Raw genomic sequence first — 24,784 nt, 5'->3', positions numbered from 1 at the left:
ATATTCAAATACTCCTCAAATAATTAACCAATCCTTATCTTCTTTTTCATTACTTTTTCAGCAGACCCTAAGTATCAAATCGGAATTACTGGAATACGAGTTTAATCACCCACTATCGCGCCCAATGCTTTGAGTGTAACAATCTCTGCAGTCGTTAAACCTTTCACACCACTAATATTCATGCCTTCATAGGGTTTCTCACCTTTGAGAATTTTTACACATTTACCTGTGTTCGCATCCCAAAATCTCACTGTACCATCTTCACTACCACTAGCGACAATAGAGCTATTTGGGCCAAAGTCTACGGAGCGCACCCAGTTAGTGTGCCCTTCCAAGGTGTAAAGACATTTGCCAGTGCTAATTTTCCACAGCCGCACTGTTTTATCTTCACTACCACTAGCAAGGATATCACCTTGGGAACTCCATGCCAAAGAACGTACTTTGTTTGTGTGTCCTTCCAAGGTGGAAAGACATTTGCCAGTGCTAATTTCCCACAGTTTTACTGTTTGGTCATCACTACAACTGGCAAGAATTTTTGCGTCTGGGCTAAAATTGACGGAACGTACTATACTGGCATGTCCCTTTAAAATCTGGATGGATTCACCACTATTGAGTTCCCACAGTTGAACTGTTTGGTCATCACTACCACTAGCAAGAATATCACCTCGAGGGCTCCATGCTACAGAACGTATCTTATCAGTGTGTCCTTGCAAAGTGTGGATAGATTCACCACTATTGAGTTTCCAGAGGCGAATAGTTAGATCGTCACTACCACTGGCAAAAGTATCACCTTGAGGACTCCATGCTACAGAACGTACCTTATTGGTGTGTCCCCTCAATATCTGGAGGCATTCACCACTGCTGAGTTCCCATAACCTTACAGTTCGGTCTATGCTACCAACAGCGAGGATATCACCATAAGGACTCCATGCTAGGCAGTATATGGAACTGTTATGCCCCTGCAAGGCTTGGAGACATCTATCACTTTTGAGATCCCACAATTGCACTGTTTGGTTTCCACTGCTACTGGCAAGGGTATCACCTTGAGGACTCCATGCTACAGAATATATCGAACTGGTGTGTCCCTGCAAGGTGTAGAAGCATTTGTAGTTGCTTGGTTCCCACAACCGAATAGTTTGATCCCCACTACTACTGGTAAGGGTATCACCTTGAGGACTCCATGCCACAGAATATATCCAATCAGTATGTCCCTCCAAGGTGTAGAGACATTCCCTACTACTGAGATCCCATAGTCGCAACGTTTCATCCTCACTACCGCTGGCAAGGATACCGCCTTGAGGATTCCATGCTACGGAATATATGGAATTTGCGTGTCCTTTTAATATATGAAGACATTCGCCGTTACTGGGATTCCATAACCGCACCGTTTGATCCCCACTGCCACTGGCGAGGGTATCACCTTGAGGACTCCATCCCACAGAATATATTGAATTGGTGTGCCCCTGTAAGATGTGAAGGCATTCGCCACTGCTGAGATCCCATAATCGTATCGTCCGGTCTCTACTACCACTGGCAAAGGTATTACCTTGAGGACTCCATGCCACAGAGTATACCCAATTGGTGTGCCCTTTCAAGGTGTGAAGGCATTCCCTGCTGCTGAGATTCCACAGTCGCACTGTTTGGTCTCTACTACTACTAGCAAGAATTTTCCCGTCTGGACTAAAAGCGACAGAATATACCCAATCGGTATGTCCCTCAAAGGTGTGGAGGCATTCGCCACTGCTAAGATCCCACAGTCGCACCGTTTGGTCTCTACTTCCACTAGCAAGAATCATCCCGTCCGGACTAAAAGCAATGGAAAATACTGAACTGCTGTGCCCAAAACAGGTGAAAATTTCTCTGCCACTAGTAGCTTCCCATAAACTAATCAGACCATTAATATCAGCAGTCGCAAAAACTGTGCCTATTCCCTGTGGAGACTTTGTGTTAACAGGGCTAAATGCTACAGACAAAACAATACCGAAGATTTTAGTAAAAATACAATCTTTTAGACTTGTCTTGACAAAATTAACATTTCTCAAACTTGCGCCACTAAAATCTGCCCCTTTAATCACTAAGCCGCTTAAGTCTCTGCCCTCCAAGGCTCTCTTATCAACCTTGAGCGCCAATGTCGTCGCATTTCCTCCAACATAACCCACCTCATCTTCACTTTTCTCTCTCTTTCCTTCAAGGACCTTAACCAAGGCTTGATAATCCCCTACCATCGGTACCAACAAATCCATCACTGCTTTTGTCAATGGTCTTCTCCCAACTGTCTCGAGCAATTTTTCCAAGGACTCCCTGACAAATGCTTGTAATGGCGCTATCGAGACAATATTCTCCTTTGCATCAACATGACGGCGAAAATAGGACGACCAAGTATAATAAGTCGGTGGGTTATTGTTTAAATATCTTTGTGCCTGAGCCAATTCAGTAAAATCATCAGCCAAAACTCCGAATTCGGCTGCAAATTTATACGCTACAAAAAACTCTAACAAAGATCGATGTGCCGGAGTATAATCACCATCAGCATTACGAATTAGCATGGTTTGCCCCATCATATCGTAATGCCAATGGTCTAAATCCTTCTGTTCCTGAACGGTCGCACCAAATAACCGGCGAATACGATCAGGAAATTGGCGGTAGTTTAGGCTCATTTGGTCAGTAGAGAGCATTTCCCAGGATAATTCACACAGAAAATACAGTTTATCTGCAAGGGAAGTAAAGGTACGTTCGACTTTGATATCCCTCTGCATTTTTTGCTTTACTGCATATAAATACACCCGGGACATATCTACAGGTTTACCAGCTTCGATATCTGGTAATGCTTCCAAAATTAATTCGGTCATTACCGGACGACGAGCTAAATCTAATAATTCCGAGTTTCCCATCACCTTCTCTACCGTTACATCTTGCGCTTGATGGGATAATAGTTGACGAATTTGCTCCTTGTTGAATTTCTCCAGTTCTAATACTTCAAATTGCGGTGTTTCTCCGCTTAAATGTGCAACAGAAGCTTGTAATTCTGCATTTAACAAAGCCCGTCCTTCCCGTGCTTCTGGGAAATGCTCCGTGCGACAAGTTAGAATCACCTTCGCTCCGGGAACCACAACTTTCGCTAATTCCCAAAAATTATTAATCATCTCCTGACGGTCGATCCGCGAAGCCATTTCGTCAAAACCATCGAAGATCAGCAACAGTTTCCCCATTTGATTGAGTTGCTCAAAAGCTGAATATCCGGGTATAGGTATTTCATGCTGACGAAAGAAAAACCTAGAAAATAAAGATTCCACATCTACCGCTTTTGCGTAATCTCTTAAAGAAATCACTAAAGGTAAGCGGGGAAGTTGAACACCTCTGTGTTTTGCATCTCGATATCGTTGTAATGCGACCCAAGCGTAATGTAAGACAAACCAGGTTTTACCAGTGCCAAACTCACCTAATATTGAAATATGCTCCTTGGCTGGATCATCTAACCAACGATCAATATAACCATCAATCCAACCATCTTCTTCTGTATAATAACTAACTCCAAGGCGAGCCTTAGTAACTGGATCTAATTCTTCTTTCCTACAAGCCAAAGGTACATAGCATTTATCGATTCCCCTTTTTTTGACTTCTGCTTCTAACCAATTGAGATAACAACTAAAATCTGCATCTATTGCTACAAGTTCATCAAAGGTAAAACACTCTAAATTGTGATTTTTTTCTTTTCTAATTTCAGAATGCGCCGCTTTACTAATACGTCTGTCGGTTACCAACCAACCTTCATCAGTACGTTTTTCTTTAACTTTTGAGCTTAAAACCCTTACATCTTTAAGACCTAATTCCCCCGTAATTCCACTTATAAAAACACGGTCATATCGGTTACGTCTGACCGGAATATTAATAATCCACTCAAAATAACTATCTTGCCAAACTTCATGTTTCTCAAAATGATAACCCAAGGTGTCAAACCAACCCCTCATCTGTTGAGCTAAGGTGTTTAAGTTAGAACATAGAATAATCTCCCCGGACATTTTCCCAGAATTGCGAGGTGAAAGTGGAGAATTTTGTTCAGTCCTTGTATTAATTAAATTGCGATCAAGTAAGTAACTTTGTGATGGGGGAATTTCTAGTTTTTTTCTTACCTTTTCCAAATTTTCTTCTAGGGTTCCATTATCCTTGAGATTAATCAACTTAAATGTCCAGTAGGGTGTACCTGCTACTTTACCTTCACGATTTCTTGGACGTTGGTCTTTTAATAATTTTAATTCTTCTAAATATCTAATAGAATTTCGTATGTGTTCAATAATATATCTTTCAATATCTTTCTCACTTTTAGCTTTAATTTTAGCTCTAGTACTAGTTATTAATTGCGGATTATTATTTTGAATTAGGTCTTGTAAAACTTTTAATGTCGTACCTTCACATTTCTTACCTTTTTTATCTATGCTTACTCCAGTCACAAGCAATTGGTTCTTACCAATCCATTCAACTTTAATTTCCTGCATTACAGAATACGATTGGTTTTGCTTTGACGCAAATTGTAGTAAAGCTTCAACGAGATTCTCGGCATATTTTTTAGCTAATAATCCTTTACTAACATTAGTCATATTCTTAATTTTTACCCCCAATAATGTTATTTCGCTGTGCGCAAGTCAAAATTCATTAGCGCAGCGCGTCCGTAGGACATAAGTCAAAATTCAAAAATTTGTTAATCATCGGTGTAAAAGTCTTAAAGTCACAGTACGAGTCGGTGGATGCAAAGTTTTGTTCACCCCCAAAATTTCGGGCTAAGTGTGCTTGCTGTTAACTCTGTGGGTTTTTGGTAGCACCTTCGGTAAAAGGAGATTAAATTTCATACAAAATCTGTGACACAACTTGTTCCTTGTCTCTGCCAAGGAATACAGTATTGGAGGCTCCGCCTCCTATATGATAAAGAGGCAGAGCCTCTTGCTATGGGTCCCCAGGCTGAGCCTTGGAACCAGGTAATACACAAAAATTGTATGAAATAAAAACAAAGATTAACGCGCAGCGTATCGTATCAGTTAGGGGTAGACAATAGCAAAGATTGTAGCTATCTTAAATAATCTCACATAGCTCTTTTTATTCTTACTAACCTACTTAGAATTTAATTTAAGTTTGTATAAGAAAAATTTATATTTTGTCATAGATTAAGTTTTGGAAGTTTTTCCTAAGGGCCCAAAACCTTATTGTAAATCATTTTAGGTAATTGCTTTGCAAATCCTCGGCGTTTTTCCTAGGCAAATTATTCTGTACTCAGCATATCAATCAACTTTCTTTCAAGCTTATATCATCAGGTTTTTGTAAGTTTCTTTAGGGAATAGGTGATGACCCTATTTAAAGATTTGCTTATGAATTTCCGAAGCATGATATTGGAAAACAAAGAGCAAAGATTATAGTCTGATGAGTTCAAGTAATTGCAATCATAAGTGTAATCAAGGTTATTGTCCGTTTACTAGCGATCCTTTAGATCCTTACAGACACGTCTGTGTAAAGTGCGGAAAGGATTATTCCTTTCGCAGACATCGATTTAGTAGTTTTTTAATTTTATGTGCGTTGATTGGTTGCATCTTTCTATTAACTAACAATAATTTCCAAGAAACTGAGTTGCAACCAAACACTCAACCCATTTCCCAAGACTCAAAATCGAAGTCTTGAATTGAGAAATCTTGAACTGAGAAATCCCGGACTTGGAAGTTTTGAATTAAAAGTCCCAGTTTCAACTTGTGCTACTAGACACATTTATTGCAAATAGGGACTGAAAACTCAGAATCAATCAAAATTCATTTACCAACATAGCCCCATGAAAACCACAACTAACGAACACAGTTTATTTTTCAGATGGAGTTATAAATCTCTTAAATACTTCTTTCTAGCAAGCATTGCTTTTATCTTTACTTGCATCATTTCCACAAGTTTTAGTATATCGATCATTTCGATTCCAGTATTCTGGTTTACAATCAATCTGCTATGGCGATTGGGAATCGTAGTCCTATTGATGCTGGGGGTCGCAATTTTTGTTGAGTCTTGGTCTTGGCGGTAAAATGTACGTTTTATCTTCCCTTGAAGCAGCGATCGCTGTACTAAATAGCAGAAGTCAGGAGTCAGAAGTCAGAAGTGTAATCCTTTTGGTAAAAGACTTTCAGCTTTTCAACTTTACCTCACTTACTCACAATCCGTTATAAAAAGCATAATTGGAGATGCTTGCAATTCCATTCTCTACGTAGTATTGTTGTAGTACAAAGATTTTCAGGTAAGTAAAAATGTCATTACCAAACTACAAACTTTGGATACTACCCTTTTACTAGCTAATGCAGCCCAGTTATGCAGGTACATTTGAAGCACATATTACTACCAAAGCAGATGATTTAGCCTCACTGGAAAAATTCAATTCGCTGTGCGAAGCTCTCAAAGTTAAGTGCGTCTCGATTGAGTTACCTCAAGGTGTAACTTGTTCTCAGCCCATGACTGCATCCTATCATCATGGCAGTTTAAAAAACGTACTACAAGAAGTTAATGCGATCGCACAAAAATTAGCAAATAGGAATTTTGAAGTTAATCGCATTAAAATTGAGGCGATGGTGAATAACCGAGATGTTCCAGTTTCGGATATTGAAGCGCAGAGATTACCTAAAAGTAATTATTTTGAGTTTCACGTCAAAGTGATTTTGTCCGCAGATAAGAATTTAGAAGTTCTTAGAAGGTATTGTTTGCAGCACGATGCTCATTTATCTAGAAATACTTTTAAGCGATTGGTTGACGGACAACAAGAACGATTTATTACCATGCGAATATATGGTGTGGGATACAGATCTGCTCAAAAACACTTTGATAATTTACTTAGATTACTCAAATCAAAAGGATTCCAACTTTCTCAACAACAAAGAGAATATACTGTGTATGACAGCAACTTAAGTTTAGATGCTGGTTGGATGCAAGTATCTTAAATCAGCAAAATTCCTGTAGGGGTAAATATCTGCAGTTAATTTTTTCAATTAAATTCAAATAGATACTGGTAATACCCAGCCTTACAGGATTCTAAGAAGTTGAACTGAGTCAAGCAGTATGAACGATGAAAGAAATTAAAGACAAATTATTAAAAATTGCTGATATTACAAGTCGTCCCTCCAGTGAGGTGTTGAATTACCACCTACTTGAAAGTATTTTGCGCCGAGTTTCTGATTCAATTTATGTTGATGAATTAGTTTTACGTGGTGGAATGCTTACCCGACTTTGGGTTGAACCAGGACGACGAATTGCTGAAGATGTTGATTTTCTTGCTTTGTACCCTTTCAGTATTGAAGTTACAGGGGAAAAATTCCGACATGTTTTCCAAAATAACAATTTTGGAGATGGAGTAACATTGGATATTTCTTCCTTGGAGGTTACAGGAATTTGGTTAGAAACTGAATTTCCAGGGGTACGAATTAATATCAACGCAGCGTTCGAAGAATATCAGAAAAACATCCAAATAGATGTTGGTTTTGGAGATCCATTAGTACCAGCAGCACAATGGATCGAGTATCCAATGTTGACTACTGAAAAGGTCAAACTACAGACTGCAAGTCCAGAGATAATGTTTGGCTGGAAACTACATGGTCTGGTGGAACAAGGAATCAAGCGGTGGAGACCTAAAGACTTATACGATCTAATGCTATTTACTAAAAAGATCGAGCTAGATGAAACCATAGTTAAATCAGCAATTGCTACAGCTTTCAGCAGTCGTAATACTACTTTAGAAGAAGTTTATTATCTTTTATCTACGCCGCAGTGGTGGGACAAAAGCAAAAATCGCAGTAAATGGAAATGGTATACTCGTCGCCAGAAAGAACAAATAATGCCAGAAGATTTTCTGTCAATTGTGGCTGTAGTGACGCAAAAATGGGAAAGTATTGTGAAATCAATGATTTAGGGCTGACAAATACCTTATTTGTTAGTCTTAAAAGCCTTTCGAAATTTACTGCCAGCACTCAAATTTATTTCAGTAAAGTATTGATATGTCGCCGTACTAGGTACTCTTGTTGCTCTGCAGAAAACTGCTCGGGGTTGATAACGACTCCGGTACCAATTCCATCCACTAAGGCGATGAGTGCATTGGCTTCCAGGGTTAGATCGAGATCGGCTCGAATAAGTTTGGCTGTTTGTAAGTCGGCTAACTCTTTACAAAGAATTTCCTGTAAAAATTGATAACGTTTTTGGTGTTCCTTAATTAGGCGTTCGCGCCCGGTTGAATAGCCCAAAAATGCGGTCCAAACCTTCCAGTCATCTCTATCATTAGCTTTCAAAGGTAGAGCCGAAAAAATAATTTGCTCTAGCCTTTCAACTCCTTTCCGCCCCTCACCACAAACTTTAATATCCTCTAGAACGCTTGCAAATACTAGTTCTAGGGCAAACAAGGTAAGTTCTTCCTTATCTCGAAAGTAGTGGGTGACAACTCCAGTGGAGGAGCCAAGTTCTTGAGCGATCGCCCGCATGCTGGCGCGATCTAACCCTTCGCGGACAATCACCCGCCATGCGGCTTTAGCAACCTCAATACGGCGATCATCATAACTCATAGTTCTCCTTGGTTTGCAACAATATCAAATAATCATGTTGACGTATTATAGCAACAGTTGTTATGTTTTTATGGCTACATAACAACTGTTGTAATTTTTATTTTTACCTAATTCCTGCTGAAGTTTTTTGCTGACAAGACTTGGATATTCTTTGTTATTAATTTTACACTTATGGGGATTTTGTTATGATTCGACCGACCGTACCCAATGACACGAATGCACTACTCGCTTTAGCTAATGCGGCGATCGGTTTTGAGCCGAACGAACTTGAGGAATTGAGCAAAATGCTAACTGATTACTTCAATAGCGAAAATGAGAGCGGTGATTTCTGGTTGACTGATGATGATAATGGAGTAGTTGCAGCCGCCTACTGTGCGCCGGAAAAGATGACAAATGGAACTTGGAACCTACTCTTTCTCGCTGTCCGACCTGATCGCCAAGGACAAGGATGTGGTACGGCGATGATACGGTATGTCGAGCAAATCTTAAGGGAGCGTGGAGGGCGTTTGCTCTTGATAGAAACATTGGCGAGTTTTGAACGCACACGAGAATTCTATTGTAAGTGCGGTTATGAGGAGGAAGCGCGGATTCGCGACTTTTATGAAGCGGGTTATGACAAGATTGTTTATCGCAAGGTTTTGGGCGACGGGGGGTAATTAGATAGCTTTTTTTAATTACCTTTTACACAAAAAATTATCAAGCAAACTGTAGGGGATCCAAAACATTCCAATATTTTGGAGTGGCATTAATTATACAGCTTAGCTAAATTAGGTAAGTTGTTCAACGCATTTTAAATTAATGCATTTTCAATCCAAGCTTATCCTGTTTTCTCAACATGGGATGACGGATAACAACGAACTTATGGAAGCCTTGGCTTATAGAGTAGCTTCACCTCAATCTCTTATTATTGCTCCAAATCTGGGATATATTAAAACTCTTTTTGAGATTGAACCTCTTATTCGTAAAGTTGAAAAAATTACAGAACAAGCACTTAAGGAATATCCTGATAGGGTTGCTCGAATGGTTGCTACATCACTCGGAGGTGTGATTTGGGTAGAAGTATTATCTAGACATCCAGATTGGTGGAATCGATTTGAGTCTCTAATCTTATTGGGTGTTCCTATAGGTGGTGCAGATTTAGCTCGAATTATTAACCCCTTGGGTTGGGATATTGGTATGGCTAAACACCTTGGAAAAAATCGTCGAATTCTAGCAGAGCAAATTACAGCTGTAATTCCTACATTAGTAGTAGCTAGAAATATAACAGGTGGTGGAGATGGTCTTATTCCTATTGAGTCTACCAAGCTTAAACACGCTTATTTTGTGTGTTTGGATGGTATAAATCACTCTGCACTTAAGACACATTCTGCTGTTGTTAAAGAAATTGAAGAATTTTGGTCCCAACCCAGGGAAGCATTACCCGCGTCAGATAATCTCATTTCAGAACTGGTAGAGTATTTCCGTTCGGTACCAGGTATTACTGATGCTAGCGAGCGTGATTTTCCTAAAGCAAAGACTATATTTTCTTTCGCTGATGGAAGTAGTATCAGGATTTGGAACAATCTAGTTGGGGTTAAACATATATTCATTGCTAACAAAGATGGTAAGTGCAAATACGCAGCTTTTGTTGGTTGGATACATTCTGCAGCCCTCGTAGAGGCGATAGATGTAGCAATCAAGTCATTTTTTGTTTAACAACATCAAATGCAATCGCCATCGCTGCAAGTCTATCGGTATCAACACCACGCACYCCTGCTGGTAACTGTATTCCTTCCACATTTAACCCACCACGGGTAGCAGCATCTAAATCTGTAAGTAATTTATCTGTTATATCTAAAACCTCATCATCATTTGGAGCAACTGGTCCACGTGTTGTACCTCCTCTTTTAGCAATATCCTTAAGCACTTTGAGGGAGTTTCGCAATGGGTCAGTACTAGCAATAATTAATGCTTCTGTCATCCCAAATGGTTTCCCAACAGTTAACTTAAAGCCATCATTTTGGGTCGGGATTATCCGCTTTTCACCAGCTGCTAATAACGCTGCACCTTCGGAAACACTCCAATCATTGGGAAATATTACCGCCATTTCACCTGCTGCATCAATAACTAGAATACTAATGTAAAGGGGCGTAGATTCTTTATTTTCCAGTTCAAATGCTACTTGCGTACCAATAGGTAGTTTAGGAATACCGTTCTCTGTAGTTACTGATAATTTTACAGGTATGCTTTGATTCTTATCTTTGCTTACACCCCTGACTGGAAAAGTTTCGCTGATTACTTTTTGGGTATCTGCAATGTTCATTGAAGCGGTAACTTTTATTTTTGAAGTATTGGTATTACCCAACATTTGTTTAACAATTCGCGCAGCTAAAAGCGATTTAAATTTAGGTGTTAAGCGTTCTATTGCTTTTGTAACTGTTTCTCCTGTGTTTCCGAAAGATTTGGGGACAATTTCATCTAATGTTGCTAAAAATAACCCAAAACTACCGATGGGTGGAAGATTTGGTATGGGACGTTTTTCTAATTCCTGATATCTAGCTTGAGTCATCACACCAAAAATATATTGCACCTCTTGTTGTCGCAGGGGTGAAGCTAGTACGCGGTTAATTCTTTGAAAGGCTTGTTTTGCTTGAGCAAGGGTATAACTGTCAAAAGCATCATCAAGTCCGATATTTAACTTTATATTGGCTGGAATACCCCGTATTTTTTCCTGCAATAAGGTTCCTGTTTGTAATTGTGAGGTGTCAATTAAGGTACCTTTCCCAACCAAACCTTGGCGGGATTCTAATTTTACCAATCCTCTTCCTGTACCGTCCGCAACTGTGAAGATTGCATCTTTCTCAAATGCTGTCAGAGATTGGGAATCTACTCCACCTAGCCATAATTCTACTTGGTTGCCATTGACTTTAGTAACTACAGCTTCGGCATAGTTAGTTTTAAAAGAAGTAAAGTAAAGTGATGGGTTGGGTTGTTTTACATTTAATTCCAACTCTGGAATTTGACTATAACCTTTACGATCGGAATATATATTAGTACTACGACTAACATCAACCAATATTCTTTTAACGGATTGATTTTCTGGTTGTTGCCACAGATACTGAGTAAATAGATAAGTAAATGCACCTGCGGAAAAGTCATCGAAGGAAGCATCAAGCGCCAATTGTTCCCGTTTTGCGGAAGCTATAACAACCCCTTTCGCGATATTTTGACGACGTAATTTAATAAATTCTTGGGGAGAAAGATTCAAGCGTTTTAACCATTGACGCTGATATTCCAATTCGTTGGAACTAACTTGTAATTGTTTCCCACCATCACGGGAGCGAACAGCAAAATTACCACGTTTTGCACCTCCAGAATGGCAGCTATCCAACACAAAAGTAACATTTTCTGTTTTCAATGCATACATGAGTAAAAACAGCGTATGTCCCATTATGTCTTGCACCTTACCACCTTGAGAAGGATATCCTGCAGGGAATCCAGCATCAATAGGAACTAAAGTACTGTTAAGTCCATCGGGAGTATCTTTATCTGGATCTGCAACTTGCGAACCATGTCCGGAAAAGTGAAATACTACTATATCCCCAGGTTTTGCTTGTTTAATTAGATGTTCTTCAAATGCAGTCAGGATACCTTGACGTGTAGCTTGTGTGTCAGTGAGGGTAAGTATATCTTTGGGATTAAATCCAAAACGGTAGGTTAATAATTGTTCCTGTAATCTTACATCATTGACACAACCCTCAAGTGGACTTAATCCATTGTTGTATTGATTAATTCCTACAAGTAGAGCTAATTTGCGTCTGAAATTTTTTGCTAGGGTTTTTGCATATTTATCCCCCTGTTGCATAATATCCAACTGACTGATACCAACTGTGGCTAATGCAGAACTAGCAAATTGGATAAAATTACGGCGTTTCATAGGATTTAGATTATAGATTTTCGATTATTTGATTATTTATATTTCTGGGGATTGTGGGGGATATGCAGTTTTGTAAAGGTAAATGTGATAAATTGCTTAAGTTATATCTTGCACCTGTATAATTTGGCGTAATAATTACTACCATCCAACGCGACTAGCATTCACACCCGCCAGAGAATAAATTCCCTGTCAAATAGCATAAGTCCATTAAAATTGACTAAAGATTTAACACTACCAAACAGTATTTTAGAAACTTTCAAAGAAAAAATATACCACTTGTAAGGGCGCACGGTGCGCCCCTACACTAGGGTGTTAACTCTGTGGGTTTTTGGAAGATGAAATTTCATTCAAAATCTTAATTATTTCTTCACAGCCCTAACTGCTGCATCAGCGTTAACAAGTCCGCTACCAAAGAAAAATTGTTTCTCTGTGACCGAAGAAGGTATCAAACCTTTGTTAACCACAGTACGATATGATTTCTTGTCTGGTTCGGAAATCTTCAAATTATCGTAACTTGCAGTAGATTTCAAAATATTAACTAATTGCTCGCGGTTCAATTTTCCATCGGTGTCTTCACCCTTCATTAAAGCTACAACCCCCGCAACTGCTGGAGAAGAGAAAGAAGTACCTTGCATCCACCAATATTTTCCTTTGAAATCAATTGTAGGAGACCAACGCGAGTTAGGAAAAGCTAAACCGTTCCAGAATTTATCCATCCAAGTTCCTCCGGTGGTGGGTATTCCCCCCAACCATCCAGCTGATGTACTCAAATCTCCACCTGGTGCAACTACATCTAATCCTTTACCATAATTACTGTAATAGGCGCGATCGCCAAATAAATTACTCGCACCAACTGATAAAATTCCACTGTATCCGGAAGGATAAGCAACTTGGGTATAGTTTGAATTACCGGATGATGCAACTATGACTAATTTGGGATTTTGCTGTAGTACTTGTGATAATGCAAATTCTTCCACATCGGTTGGTAGGGTTTTACCTAAACTCAAATTAATTACATCAGCACCACGATTCGCTGCATAACCCACAGCTTCAATATATGAAGAAGGAGAAATACTTCCATTTAATCCAAATACTCGCACGGGTAAAATTTTGGCGTTGGGTGCTACTCCCCATATACCTTGGGAATCTTGACCTTGAGAATTATCAGGTTTTGCAGCAATAACTCCACTAACTAAAGTACCGTGAAATTCACCACCGACTTCAGAACGAATTTTCCGACGCAAATACTCTGCTAACTGTTTCTCAGAGGGTCGAAATCTTATTTGCTGTCGTATTTTTGGTGTTAAATATCGTCTGATTAATTTACGGTCAGATAGCTTGAAAGTATCATGTAATTTCCTTTTTAAAGCATTAAGTTCTAAAGGACTGACACTGGTATCAGAATCACCAATTTCACAAGGCTTCTTACTGCTGCTTGGTTGGGAAAAATCCCATCCATAAACTTCTCCAGGACATTTATCTGCAGCCTCTACTTTATATAAACTATTTCGTAAGTCGGGGTGATCCCATTGGATCAGACTATCAATGACTGCAACGACTACACCTTTTCCACCATTACTATTTTTCCAAGCTTCTGTGACATGTAAATCAGTACGAGATGATTTTGATTTTGAACTTGATTTTGAGCTTGAATTTTCTGTAGTTCGTTGTTTCAGACAGTTTTGCAGAGCATTAAAGCCATTAATTTTTTGCGGTAAACATTCTTTGAGGGGAGTACTATTTAAATGCCACTGTAAGCCTAAATAATCTATTTCAGCCTTCCCAGAATTTGTAACATTGGTAGTTGTTTTGTTAATTGACTGGGTACTCAAATCATCATTGAAACCCTCGGAGTTTTGTTCTTCGATATTTTCGATATTAATGAAGCTAGAAACAGACTGGAGAAAATTAGGTACAGCAGAGGTAATACCTTTTACTCCATCAAGTTTACTAGAAACATTTAATATATCTGTACCGGAAGCAACTGTTGATTTAACAATATAAATATTGGGGAAAAAACGTAGAGGACGAATAATTTCTAGATTCTTTTGTTTAAGAATGGATTCTTTATCGCGATCGGAAATGTTTGCTTCAAAGTTAACGATGATTTCGTTAGGTAAAACAATAGTATCTTGACTGTCAGCACGACTTAATATTGGTAAAGAAGCCTTGACGTAATTTTGATTTTGAATTTTCTTCTTAATATCAAAATTTTGACTACTAGTTAAAGTAACAAGGGCGTAATTTTTACCTAAAGGTTTAACTTGTATCTGGGGATTACCTCCACCGCGAGTACGAGTACCTGTTTGTAAATCTTTTTCCAATTGGAGGTAAAGAGGATCGGGACTGCTACCGCGAGTACGAGTTTTCGGTAAAGGTTTAAATTCAACAGCAATCGCATCTTTTTGTTGAGTTAAAGGAATGCGCTGTCCTTTATAAATGTAAAATAATTGGTTATTGTTTGATTCTACAATTTGAGCAGAGGCAGTTTTATTAGAACCTATATAATAGTTGATTGCAAATGGAAATATATTTGTTGAAGCCAAAATACTAATGGCTAAGAAAATTCTAGATACAGTACCTTTGGGATTCATAAGCGATCGGTTTGTGTTGAATAAGAAATATGAGATATTGATTTACACTTTATTGAACGGAAGAACAAAAGGTTTTAAGGTTTTTGCTCTTCTCAAAAAGTAGAGCTTGAGTAAGTCCTGGGTATATTGGTAGCGAGTGAGTGAATGTTCTTTCCCCGCTGATTTATCTATACTTCTCAGTGATGAAGGGGGTATGCAGTTTTTTGGTGCGAGAAATAAACTTGATACCTCTAAAATTTCTCATATGATTGGTGATTGGTTTGAATCTATATAGACGTACCGTAACGCCATATATGCAGCAGATAACAATCGCCAAAATTCACGATAGACTCATAAAATATTCAGTATATAATTCAACCTAACGCATCACTATCAATAAATTACAAAGTAGCAAATGCTAATTAAAAAATCACTCCGCTTCCCCAATCAAAGTAAAAGCAGCCCATTTCCTGGGAGCTTTGGGATATTGTTCCTTCATCTTCAACATCGCTTGACGTAAAGCCTGTGCTTTATCCAGATTCTTTTGATACAAATTTTGGTAAAATTCCGTCATTAATTCTGCGGTGGGTGCGTCGGGAACTGACCACAATGAAACCACTACGCTGGGAGTACCAGCCAGAAATAACGAACGGGATAAACCAATTACCCCATCACCAGTAATTCGACCTCTACCCGTATTACAAGCGCTCAGCACTACCAAATCTGCATTAAGTTTGATGTCGAGCATTTCGGAAGCAGTCAAAAGACCGTTATCTTGAGAGGAAGGTGCAAGTGCGATGGAACTTTGTAATCCTTGGAAACCATCAAATAAGCCGTGGGTAGCGAAATGAATCACCCCAGCTTCAGGAAGTTTTGTTTTGATAGTGGTTTCTGTGGCTTCGTCACCAGTTAAGACTTTGGTATTGAATAGGGGTGCAATAGCTTCTGCTTCTCGTTTGGCTCCTGGTAGAGATGATAACTGTTTTCCTGGTTCACCATATTCGGTATTAAATTTAGGCATGGTAGGATTGCCTACTATCAGAGCATTTTGGCGAGATTTACCTGGTATCCGTTGCTGACTTTTTATTCGTTGTCGTTGCGAGCGGGTTAGTTCTAATACTTGAATTGCGGGTGCAGTGAGAATAGTGTGTTTTTCAATCAGGTATTTATCTTTAGAGTCCATTAATGCAGGGAAGGGAACCAAGAATAAATCACCTTGGGGTACGAAAGTAACCCGTTGATTGGGGTCAGTTGGTAAGAGGTCAGCAATGGGTTTAACTAACAGTTGATGGAGTTTTTGTAAGCTTTCTCGTTGTATTTTTTCATTCACAGGATTTTTGACTTTGACATCAAAAATGCTGCGTTCATCATCGCTAACACCCAAGGATGTACGGGTGGTGGAAACTAATTCACTTAATGTTGTATTTTCTTTTTGCCACAATGGTTTTAAATCAGCTTTGCGGAAGGTGACTTCACCCGTGGGTTTGATTACCCAGATGTAGAGTTGAGATTCTTTAGTTTTGGGTTTACCTGCGATTTTGAATTCATCGTAGATAATTGAATATTGGACTAAAGTGGAATTTTGCTGTTTGGCAATTTGTTTAATTTCAGTAATATTTGGTGGTTTGGGGGATTGTTCTTGAGGGTTGGTAGATAAGCGGGAAGCTAGTAATTCTACAAAAGCCCGTCCCCGTCCCCGTTCGGATATTTCTAAAGCTGCCGTACTTTTGTTTTGAGCGACTAGGACTTGTTGTAAAAATTTATAGGTATTACTTTGGGTTTCAAAAATCGAGACTTTCTCACTATCCTTTAATTCTCGACCCCGGAGAGATTCGTAAACTTTTATGCCTTCAAATAGGTTACTTTCAGCTAAAGTTAGTTTTCTTTGTTTGTAGTAAGTAAATCCTAGATTACTTAGTGCAAAACCCTTACCATTACGGTTTTTAATTTTCCGTGCAATTTTTAAGCTTTGTTGTTGGTTGTCGATAGCTTTGGAGTAGTCTCCCAAGTTACGGTACGCAACTCCGAGATTTCCCAATAATTGAGCCTCACTTAAAGGGTCTTTAATTTTCCGTGCGATTTTTAAGCTTTGTTGATAGTAATTGATGGCTTTAGAATAATCTCCCAATGAATTATAGCTACTACCGAGATTTCCCAGTGATTGACTCTCACCTAAAGGGTATTTAATTTTTTGTGCGATCGCTAACCTTTGTTCATGATAGTAAATGGCTTTGGGGTAGTTTCCTAACTCATCGTAGGCACTGCCAATATTTCCTAGTGCTGCACTTTCACCTAAAGGGTTTTCAATATCTTTTGCGATTTCTGAGCTTTGTTTATGGTACTTAATGGCTTTTGGGTATTCTCCCAAGGAATGATAGATAATACCAAGATTTCCCAACGATTGACCTTCACCTCTACGGTCTTTTATATCCCGTGCAATCGCCAATCTTTGTTGATGGTAGTCAATGGCTTTGGGATAGTTTCCTAAGTTACGGTAGGCAAGTCCAAGATTTTCTAATGCTGCACCCTCACCATTACGGTTGTTAAGTTCTTGTGCGATTTTTAAGCTTTGTTCATGGTATTCAATGGCTTTTGGGTAGTTTCCCAAAGCATGGTATGCAAGACCGAGATTTCCCGATGATTGACCTTCAACTAAACGATTGTTAAGTTCTTGTGCGATTTTTAGGCTTTGTTGATGGTACTCAATGGCTTTGAGATATTCTCCCGAAATATCGTAAGCAATGCCGAGATTTCCTAGTACTTTACCTTCACCTTCACGGTTTTCTATTTCGCGGTAGATTTTTAACGCTTCTTCCCAAGATTGCAATGCTGCTCTAAATTGATTACTTTGATACTGCTCAATACCTTGCTCAAATAACCTATCAGCTTTTGCTTTCTTGGAATTACTTCTAAGTTGCGCCTTTGCAAGCATTGGCTGTACTATTGCTTCTAATTTTGAGTTTTTAATTTCTCGTGCAATGGCTAAAGATTGTTGGTAGTTATCAATTGCTTTGGGATAATCTTGCAATTCAAAGTAAATCAATCCTAAACTAGCTAATGCCCAGCCTTCACCTTTAGGGTTTTTGATTTCCCGGTAAATAATTAATGCTTTTTGAAAAGATTGTAATGCTGCTTCCAGTTGATTTGCTCCAACCTGTTGTATACCTTGATTAAATAATCTATCTGCTTCTGCTTCCCGTGCTTCTGTTGTCTGCGCTAATACTTTATGCACTGGTAATATCGCTGATAAAACCACAGCAGATTGTAAACTTATGGTGACGATAGTTGTGACAGCGACGAGCAAAAGCTTTTTGTAATTCATGATACTGAATAATCTCAACTTACTGTTTTTACATATCTCTCATGGCTGATGAACCTATGCAGAAATGGGTGTTCTTTACCCAGGATTTAAGACCTAAAATCAATGCTTTAAAATGTTTTGTACCAGAATAAACTTAATTTCTGGCATTTAATCTACCAAATCGTTACAATTCACTATATCTTTACAAAAAAATCAGCATAATTACTGAATTTAGGAATCATAATTGAAGCACAACAACTGCATAACCTCCGTTTAGCCAGAGATAAAAATAATTACCAATACGCTGAAGGAGTAACCAATGGCTGACAGTTTAAATTCCCCAACCATGTCTACTATCAAACGTCGTCATTTCTTACAATTCGCTGGCTCCACTTTCGCCACCCTAGCTCTGAGCCAATTTGATATCATCAGTAAAAGCAACCGCTATGCTCAAGTATTAGCAAAGGATACTCCGTGTAAGTTAGCGCTGCTGGTGGGGGTGAATAATTATCCCAATAGCGAAAGATTTACTAATCTCGAAGGGTGTACCACTGATGTAGATTTGCAGGAACAACTGTTAATTCACCGTTTTGGTTTTAATCCCAACGATATTATTAAACTCACTAGCGATGAATCTACCGATAAACAACCTACTCGCAAAAATATTTTAACTACATTTGAAGAACATTTAATTAAACAAGCTAAACCAGGGGATGTAGTGGTTTTCCATTTTTCCGGACATGGTTCTCGTTTCTCTGAGACTAGCGAAACAGTTCGTAATTGCCGAAATAATGAACTAAATAGTACTTTAGTTCCCGGTGATGATGGAGAAGGAAGAGTGACCGATATCATGGGACGTACTTTGTTTTTACTTATGTCTGCGTTGAAGACAGAAAATGTTACCGCTGTGTTGGATAGTTGTTTCTCTGGTGGTGGAACTAGGGGGAATTTTCGCATCCGTTCTGTGTCCGGTGATGGTTTTAGTCCCAGTACGGAGGAAATCGAATTTCAAAAACGTTTAATGAAGGATTTGGGTTTGTCGGAACAGGAACTAGCTCAAAAACGCTGTCAAGGAGTTGCAAAAGGGGTAGTTATCGCTTCTGCTCAAAAGGATGAACTAGCAGCAGATGCTCCCTTCTCCGGTTTTTCTGCGGGTGCTTTTACTTACCTGATGACTCAATATCTCTGGCATAATTCCGGTAATGTTGAAAGTGCGATCGCTAAAATTTCTCCGACTCTGAAATCATATAATCAATATCCTTTGGGAGATGGTAATCAAAGCCAGGGATTTTACTTTATCAATCAAAAAGCACTACCTACTGATGCTGTGATTACAGAGAGTAATGGGAATCAAGTTACTTTATGGTTGGGAGGATGGGAAGGAGGAAGTTTAGACAGCTTTGAAAAAGGTGCTGTTTTGAATATTTTAGATAGTCAAGGAAAACCAGCAGGAAAAGTTAAAGGGGTATCCCGTGAGGGATTGGTTGGGAAAGCAATTGTAGAGAAAGAACAATTAAAAGTAGCTCCCCAAGTAGGAATGTTATTACAAGAATTTAGCCGCGCTATTCCCACAGATTTAAAATTACATATTGGAATTGATTCTTCCTTGGCTGGAGAAGTAGCAGATATCACCAAAGCCTTAACAAAAATCAAACGCATCAAAGCTGTTAATTCAGGTTCGGGAAATATTCCTTATACCGATGAAGTGCATTATATTTTAGGTAAAATGACAGCGGAACATCACCGACAATTTCAGCAAGAAGGATTAAAAGATATTCCCAAAGTAGGTAGTATCGGATTATTTACCCAAGGATTCCAACCATTAGATAAATCTTTATTTAGCCAACCAGGAGAAACGGTTACAAAGGTAATTGATAACTGGGAAGCAAAACTCAAATCATTAGTAGCAATACATATTCTCAAGAAAACCTTAAATGCTAATTCTTCTCTGTTAGATGTGGAAATGGGGATGAATTTAGTAGAACAAAAATCACAACCAATTGCTAGAGTTACGACGGTGAGAGGTGCAAATAATCAGCGACAGCTAAGGCAAAGTAAAACAGGTAATTTACCACTAAATAAACTTTTTGAATTTCAGGTAACTAACCGCACCAATCATGGTCTATATATTACAATGTTACTCATTGATTCCACAGGAGATATTATATTAATATTTCCCTACCAATGGCCAGCTAACGAACAATCAATGCGCTTAGTAGCAGGTCAAACAATGGTAATTGGTAATCCCAAAGAACTGGAATTAAAAGCATTAAAAAAAGGTTCTGGAGAAGCTTTATTAATTGCAAGTCGTTTACCTTTGAAAAATGCTGTAAAAACATTGTCAGCACTAGCAAAAGAAAGAGGTTTGAGAAGCCAACCCATAGATTTAAAAGGAGAAGTGGGAGCAATTGACGATTTGTTGAGTGATTTGAGTAGTGAACGTGCTGGTGGTCTTATTCCTAGCAAAGATAAATCAAAATCTATGGAAGTTAAGCAAATGGTGACTCTTTCCTTATCTTTTGAGGTGGGTTAGTTGTCAATCGCTTCGCGGAAGTCATTAGCGTGGCATGTCCATAGGACATAAGTCAAAATTGCATAGTTTCATCATGACTGAGAAATAAGAATAATTATACAGATGGTTAAGGAGTGATAAATGCGGGATAAGCTCAAATACGATAAAAACAAGAAAGACAATTTATCAATGTTTCGCGATCGCATTGCAGTGATGACAATAATGCTTTCGTTGATATTTACTCCGAATGTGGCGTTTTCGCGGGTGGGGGAAGTAGAGGAAAGGGTTACATTAACAGCACAAGCACAGGGGAGGGAAGAACAGCGAAAAGAATTAATTAGGTTGATTCTACAGGGAATGAAGTTATCGAATCAAGGTAAATATCAACAAGCTTTGGATTTATTTGAGAAAGGATTAATCATTACCAGAGAAATTGATGATAAAGCTTTTGAAGCTATGATCATTAATGGTATTGGCTTAGCCTACTGGAATTTGGGAGAACATGAAAAGGCATTAGATAATTATCAAAAAGCTTTAACTATTGCTCAAAAAATTAGTCATGAAGCTCTTGAAGCTACAACTATAAATAACATTGGGTTAGTCCACGTCAATATAGGACAGCATCAAAAGGCATTAGATTATTTTCAACAAGCTTTAACCATTGTTCAAAAAAATAATCTAACACCTTTTGAAGGTAAAATTAGAAATAACATTGGGGAAGTTTATCGGAATCAGAGAAACAATCAAAAGGCATTAGATTATTTTCAACAAGCTTTAACTATTGTTCAAGCAATTGGTGATAAACATGGAGAAGCTACAACTATTAATAATATTGGGTCAGTCTACGGAAATATAGGAAACTATCAAAAGGCATTAGATTATCATCAAAAAGCTTTAACTATTACTCAAAATAATGATTATGTAGCTCTTAAAAGTACTAATCTCAATAATATTGGAGAAATTTACTGGAATCTGAGAGACAATCAAAAGGCATTAGATTATTTTCAACAAGCTTTAACCATTGTTCAGACAATTGGTAATAAATATGGTGAAGCTACAACTCTCAATAATATTGGGGGAGTTTACAAAAGTCAGGGAGAGTATCAAAAAGCATTAAATCATTATCAAAAAGCTTTAACTATTGCTCAAAATAATGGCTATGAAGTTATTGAAGCTGTAACTATCAACCACATTGGGGAAAATTTATGGATTCTGGGAGAGTATCAAAAAGCATTATATTATTATCAACAAGCTTTAACTATTGCTCAACAAATTGATGATAAAGCTGTTAAAGGCACAACTCTCAACAATATTGGAATAGTTTACCACAAGCAGGGAGAATATAAAAAGGCTTTAGATAATTATCAACAAGCTTTAACTATTCGCCGAAAAATTGATGACAAAGTAGGTGAAGCTAAAACTCTCAATAGTATTGGGGGAGTTTACAACAATCGGGGAGAGTACAAAAAAGGATTAAATTATTATCAAAAAGCTTTAACTATTGCTCAACAAATTGATGATAAAGAAAGTGAAGGTACAACTCTCAATAATATTGGAACAGTTTACAACAAGCAAGGAGAGTACCAAAAAGGATTAGATAATTTTCAAAAAGCTTTAACTATTGCTCAAAAAATTGGCGATAAAGCAAGTGAAACTACAACTCTCAATAATATTGGAACACTTTACGACAATTGGGGAGAGTACCAAAAAGGATTAAATTATTATCAACAAGCTTTAACCATTGCTCAAAAAATTGGTTATAAAGCTGTTGAAGGTGTAACTATCAACAACATTGGGGGAGTTTACCGAAGTCTGGGAGAGTACCAAAAAGGATTAAATTATTATCAACAAGCTTTAACCATTGCTCAAAAAATTGGCGATAAAGCAAATGAAGCTCGAGTTCTCAATGGTTTTGGACTAATTTACGACACTCAGGGAGAATACCAAAACGCATTAGAGTATTTACAACAAGCTTTAACTATTGCTCAAAAAATTGATGATAAATTTGGTGAAGGTAGAACTCTCAACAATATTGGAAAAATTTATGGGAGACTGGGAGAATATCAAAAGGCATTAGATAATTATCAACAAGCTTTAACTATTGCTCAAAAAATTGATGATAAAGCAGGTAAAGGTACAACTCTTACCAATATTGGACAAGTTAACCGGAGTAAAGGAGAATACCAAAAGGCATTAGATAATTATCAACAAGCTTTAAATATCACTCAACAAATTGGCAATAAATTTGGTGAAGGTATAATTCTCAGTAATATTGGAGTCATTTACACGTTTTTAGAGCAGTACCAAAAGGCATTAAATAATTATCAACAAGCATTTACAATTGCTCATAAAATCGGCGATAAAGCTGGTAAAGCTACAAGTCTCCATAATATTGGAGAAGTTTACAACCTGAAGGGAGAGTACCAAAAGGCATTAAATAATTATCGACAAGCTTTCGCTATTAGCGAACAAATAGGCGATAAAGTGATGATAGGTAGAACTCTCAACGGTATTGGAGCAAATTATGTTTTTCAAGGTAAATATTTAGATGCACAAACAAAATTATTCACCGCTATAAAACTTTGGGAATCATTAAGAGAAAAGTTACCATATGAGCAGCAGGTAACAATTTTTGAAGAACAGAATGATACTTATAAATTGTTACAATACGCTTTAGTATCTCAAAATAAAATTGACCAAGCACTAGAAATATCTGAACGCGGTAGAGCCAGAGCATTAGTCTTTTTACTAACACGAAACCTCAACCCCGACAGTCAAATAGATATTAAATCTCCCAACATTTCAGATATTAAGAAAATAGCCAAACAGCAACAATCAACACTAGTTGAATATTCTGTAGTTAACGAATCAATACTCTACATTTGGGTAATCAAACCCACGGGTGAAGTTGCATTCAAAAAAGTTGACCTGAAATCCTTAAAAATTCCTCTCAACGAGTTAGTAAGTACCACTCGTGCATCTATGGGAGTAAGAAGTAAATTTTCAGCAATTGTCAAACAACCTTTAGCCAATCCCCAAGAACAAACCGAAAAATTACAAAAACTCCACCAACTACTAATTAAACCCATCGCTCAACTCTTACCTAAATATGACGATTCCCGCGTTATTTTCATTCCCCACCAAGACTTATTTCTTGCACCTTTCCCAGCTTTAATGGATGCTGATGGAAAATACCTGATTGAAAAACATACTATTCTCACCGCACCTTCAATTCAAGTACTAGCATTAACCAACGAACAACGACAAAAATTAGCTAATAAAAGCGGAGAATATCTAATTGTAGGTAATCCTAGCCCAATGCCACCAGGATTTGAACCCCTGAGTGGTGCAGAAAAAGAAGCAAAGGCGATCGCCAAACTTTTGAATGTTAAACCGTTAATTGGTTCCCAAGCTACTGAATATAAAATTACTCAAAAATTACCATCAGCTAAGTTAATTCATTTAGCTACTCACGGAACCTTTAACGAAGTACAACCTAGAGAAAGTGGGATTGCGCTTGCACCTGGAGGTGGTAGCGATGGAATGTTAACTGCGGGTGAAGTTTTTGATTATAAAATGAAATTAAAGGCGGAATTAGTCGTTCTTAGTGCTTGTGATACTGGAAGAGGAAGGATTACTGGTGATGGAGTAATTGGGTTATCTCGTTCCTTAATTTCTGCTGGAGTTCCCAGTGTCCTGATTTCATTATGGCAAGTTCCCGATGCTGCCACTGCTGAATTGATGACAGAATTTTATACCAATGTCTATGAAAGGAAACTTGATAAAGCCCAAGGTTTACGACAAGCAATGTTAAAGGTAATGAAGAAACACCCTAATTATCCCAAAGCTTGGGCTGCTTTTACCCTGGTTGGAGAAGCGGAGTAATCAATATACAAGGGTGCTGTGAGACTTTGCTTGATA

12 protein-coding genes are annotated in these 24,784 nt (G+C 38.1%); 7 read left to right on the top strand and 5 right to left on the bottom strand.

Going from position 1 to position 24,784, the window contains the following annotated elements:
• Positions 1 to 101 precede the first annotated feature (101 nt).
• Complete coding sequence (locus tag BC008_RS32740; RefSeq protein WP_058184229.1) at positions 102 to 4,595, bottom strand: WD40 domain-containing protein; 4,494 nt, start codon at positions 4,593 to 4,595, stop codon at positions 102 to 104.
• 1,428 nt (positions 4,596 to 6,023) lie between these two features.
• On the opposite strand from BC008_RS32740, the gene BC008_RS49855 reads away from it, so the two are divergent.
• From BC008_RS49855 to BC008_RS32730, 3 genes are all read left to right on the top strand, one after another.
• Positions 6,024 to 6,191: a hypothetical protein gene (locus tag BC008_RS49855; RefSeq protein WP_161938193.1), complete on the top strand. Its 168-nt coding sequence runs from the start codon at positions 6,024 to 6,026 to the stop codon at positions 6,189 to 6,191.
• 126 nt (positions 6,192 to 6,317) lie between these two features.
• Positions 6,318 to 6,953 carry a hypothetical protein gene (locus tag BC008_RS32735; protein ID WP_027845201.1) on the top strand — a complete coding sequence of 212 codons (636 nt, stop codon included), beginning with the start codon at positions 6,318 to 6,320 and terminating at the stop codon, positions 6,951 to 6,953.
• 125 nt (positions 6,954 to 7,078) lie between these two features.
• Entirely contained in the window at positions 7,079 to 7,918 is an 840-nt protein-coding gene (locus BC008_RS32730; protein WP_027845200.1) for a nucleotidyl transferase AbiEii/AbiGii toxin family protein, read from the top strand.
• A gap of 64 nt (positions 7,919 to 7,982) precedes the next feature.
• On the opposite strand, the gene BC008_RS32725 is transcribed toward BC008_RS32730, so the two are convergent.
• On the bottom strand, positions 7,983 to 8,561 hold the full coding sequence (locus BC008_RS32725) for a TetR/AcrR family transcriptional regulator (protein ID WP_027845199.1): 579 nt from the start codon (positions 8,559 to 8,561) through the stop codon (positions 7,983 to 7,985).
• A 185-nt stretch (positions 8,562 to 8,746) separates the two neighbouring features.
• Between BC008_RS32725 and BC008_RS32720 the strand changes: the two genes are divergently transcribed.
• Complete coding sequence (locus BC008_RS32720) at positions 8,747 to 9,217, top strand: GNAT family N-acetyltransferase (RefSeq protein WP_027845198.1); 471 nt, start codon at positions 8,747 to 8,749, stop codon at positions 9,215 to 9,217.
• Positions 9,218 to 9,359: 142 nt separating this feature from the next.
• Positions 9,360 to 10,256 carry an alpha/beta fold hydrolase gene (locus BC008_RS32715; RefSeq protein WP_027845197.1) on the top strand — a complete coding sequence of 299 codons (897 nt, stop codon included), beginning with the start codon at positions 9,360 to 9,362 and terminating at the stop codon, positions 10,254 to 10,256.
• Here the strand turns inward: BC008_RS32715 and BC008_RS32710 are convergent.
• The 3 genes from BC008_RS32710 to BC008_RS32700 all read right to left on the bottom strand — a co-directional run bounded on the left by BC008_RS32710 (position 10,237) and on the right by BC008_RS32700 (position 18,372).
• Positions 10,237 to 12,477: a caspase family protein gene (locus tag BC008_RS32710; protein ID WP_027845196.1), complete on the bottom strand. Its 2,241-nt coding sequence runs from the start codon at positions 12,475 to 12,477 to the stop codon at positions 10,237 to 10,239. The genes BC008_RS32715 and BC008_RS32710 overlap by 20 nt on opposite strands.
• A 359-nt stretch (positions 12,478 to 12,836) precedes the next feature.
• Positions 12,837 to 15,071, bottom strand: a complete 2,235-nt coding sequence (locus BC008_RS32705; RefSeq protein WP_027845195.1) for a S8 family peptidase — start codon at positions 15,069 to 15,071, stop codon at positions 12,837 to 12,839.
• Between the two features lie 409 nt (positions 15,072 to 15,480).
• Positions 15,481 to 18,372 carry a CHAT domain-containing tetratricopeptide repeat protein gene (locus BC008_RS32700; RefSeq protein ID WP_058184227.1) on the bottom strand — a complete coding sequence of 964 codons (2,892 nt, stop codon included), beginning with the start codon at positions 18,370 to 18,372 and terminating at the stop codon, positions 15,481 to 15,483.
• 298 nt (positions 18,373 to 18,670) lie between these two features.
• On the opposite strand from BC008_RS32700, the gene BC008_RS32695 reads away from it, so the two are divergent.
• Complete coding sequence (locus BC008_RS32695) at positions 18,671 to 20,884, top strand: caspase family protein (RefSeq protein ID WP_235595973.1); 2,214 nt, start codon at positions 18,671 to 18,673, stop codon at positions 20,882 to 20,884.
• Between the two features lie 120 nt (positions 20,885 to 21,004).
• Positions 21,005 to 24,748, top strand: a complete 3,744-nt coding sequence (locus tag BC008_RS32690; protein ID WP_058184225.1) for a CHAT domain-containing protein — start codon at positions 21,005 to 21,007, stop codon at positions 24,746 to 24,748.
• The last annotated feature ends 36 nt before the right edge of the window (positions 24,749 to 24,784 follow it).

Origin of the sequence: Mastigocoleus testarum BC008, assembly GCF_001456025.1 — a bacterium.
GTDB classification, from domain to species: domain Bacteria; phylum Cyanobacteriota; class Cyanobacteriia; order Cyanobacteriales; family Nostocaceae; genus Mastigocoleus; species Mastigocoleus testarum.
This window is presented reverse-complemented; position numbering and strand designations above follow the sequence as displayed.

Excerpts from the sequence above, each read along its gene's own strand:
- BC008_RS32695 (WP_235595973.1), top strand. The coding sequence starts at position 18,671 with ATGGCTGACAGTTTAAATTCCCCAACCATGTCTACTATCAAACGTCGT.
- BC008_RS32735 (WP_027845201.1), top strand. The coding sequence starts at position 6,318 with ATGCAGCCCAGTTATGCAGGTACATTTGAAGCACATATTACTACCAAA.
- BC008_RS32705 (WP_027845195.1), bottom strand. The coding sequence starts at position 15,071 with ATGAATCCCAAAGGTACTGTATCTAGAATTTTCTTAGCCATTAGTATT.
- BC008_RS32715 (WP_027845197.1), top strand. The coding sequence starts at position 9,360 with ATGCATTTTCAATCCAAGCTTATCCTGTTTTCTCAACATGGGATGACG.
- BC008_RS32725 (WP_027845199.1), bottom strand. The coding sequence starts at position 8,561 with ATGAGTTATGATGATCGCCGTATTGAGGTTGCTAAAGCCGCATGGCGG.
- BC008_RS32730 (WP_027845200.1), top strand. The coding sequence starts at position 7,079 with ATGAAAGAAATTAAAGACAAATTATTAAAAATTGCTGATATTACAAGT.
- BC008_RS32720 (WP_027845198.1), top strand. The coding sequence starts at position 8,747 with ATGATTCGACCGACCGTACCCAATGACACGAATGCACTACTCGCTTTA.
- BC008_RS32700 (WP_058184227.1), bottom strand. The coding sequence starts at position 18,372 with ATGAATTACAAAAAGCTTTTGCTCGTCGCTGTCACAACTATCGTCACC.
- BC008_RS32690 (WP_058184225.1), top strand. The coding sequence starts at position 21,005 with ATGCGGGATAAGCTCAAATACGATAAAAACAAGAAAGACAATTTATCA.
- BC008_RS32740 (WP_058184229.1), bottom strand. The coding sequence starts at position 4,595 with ATGACTAATGTTAGTAAAGGATTATTAGCTAAAAAATATGCCGAGAAT.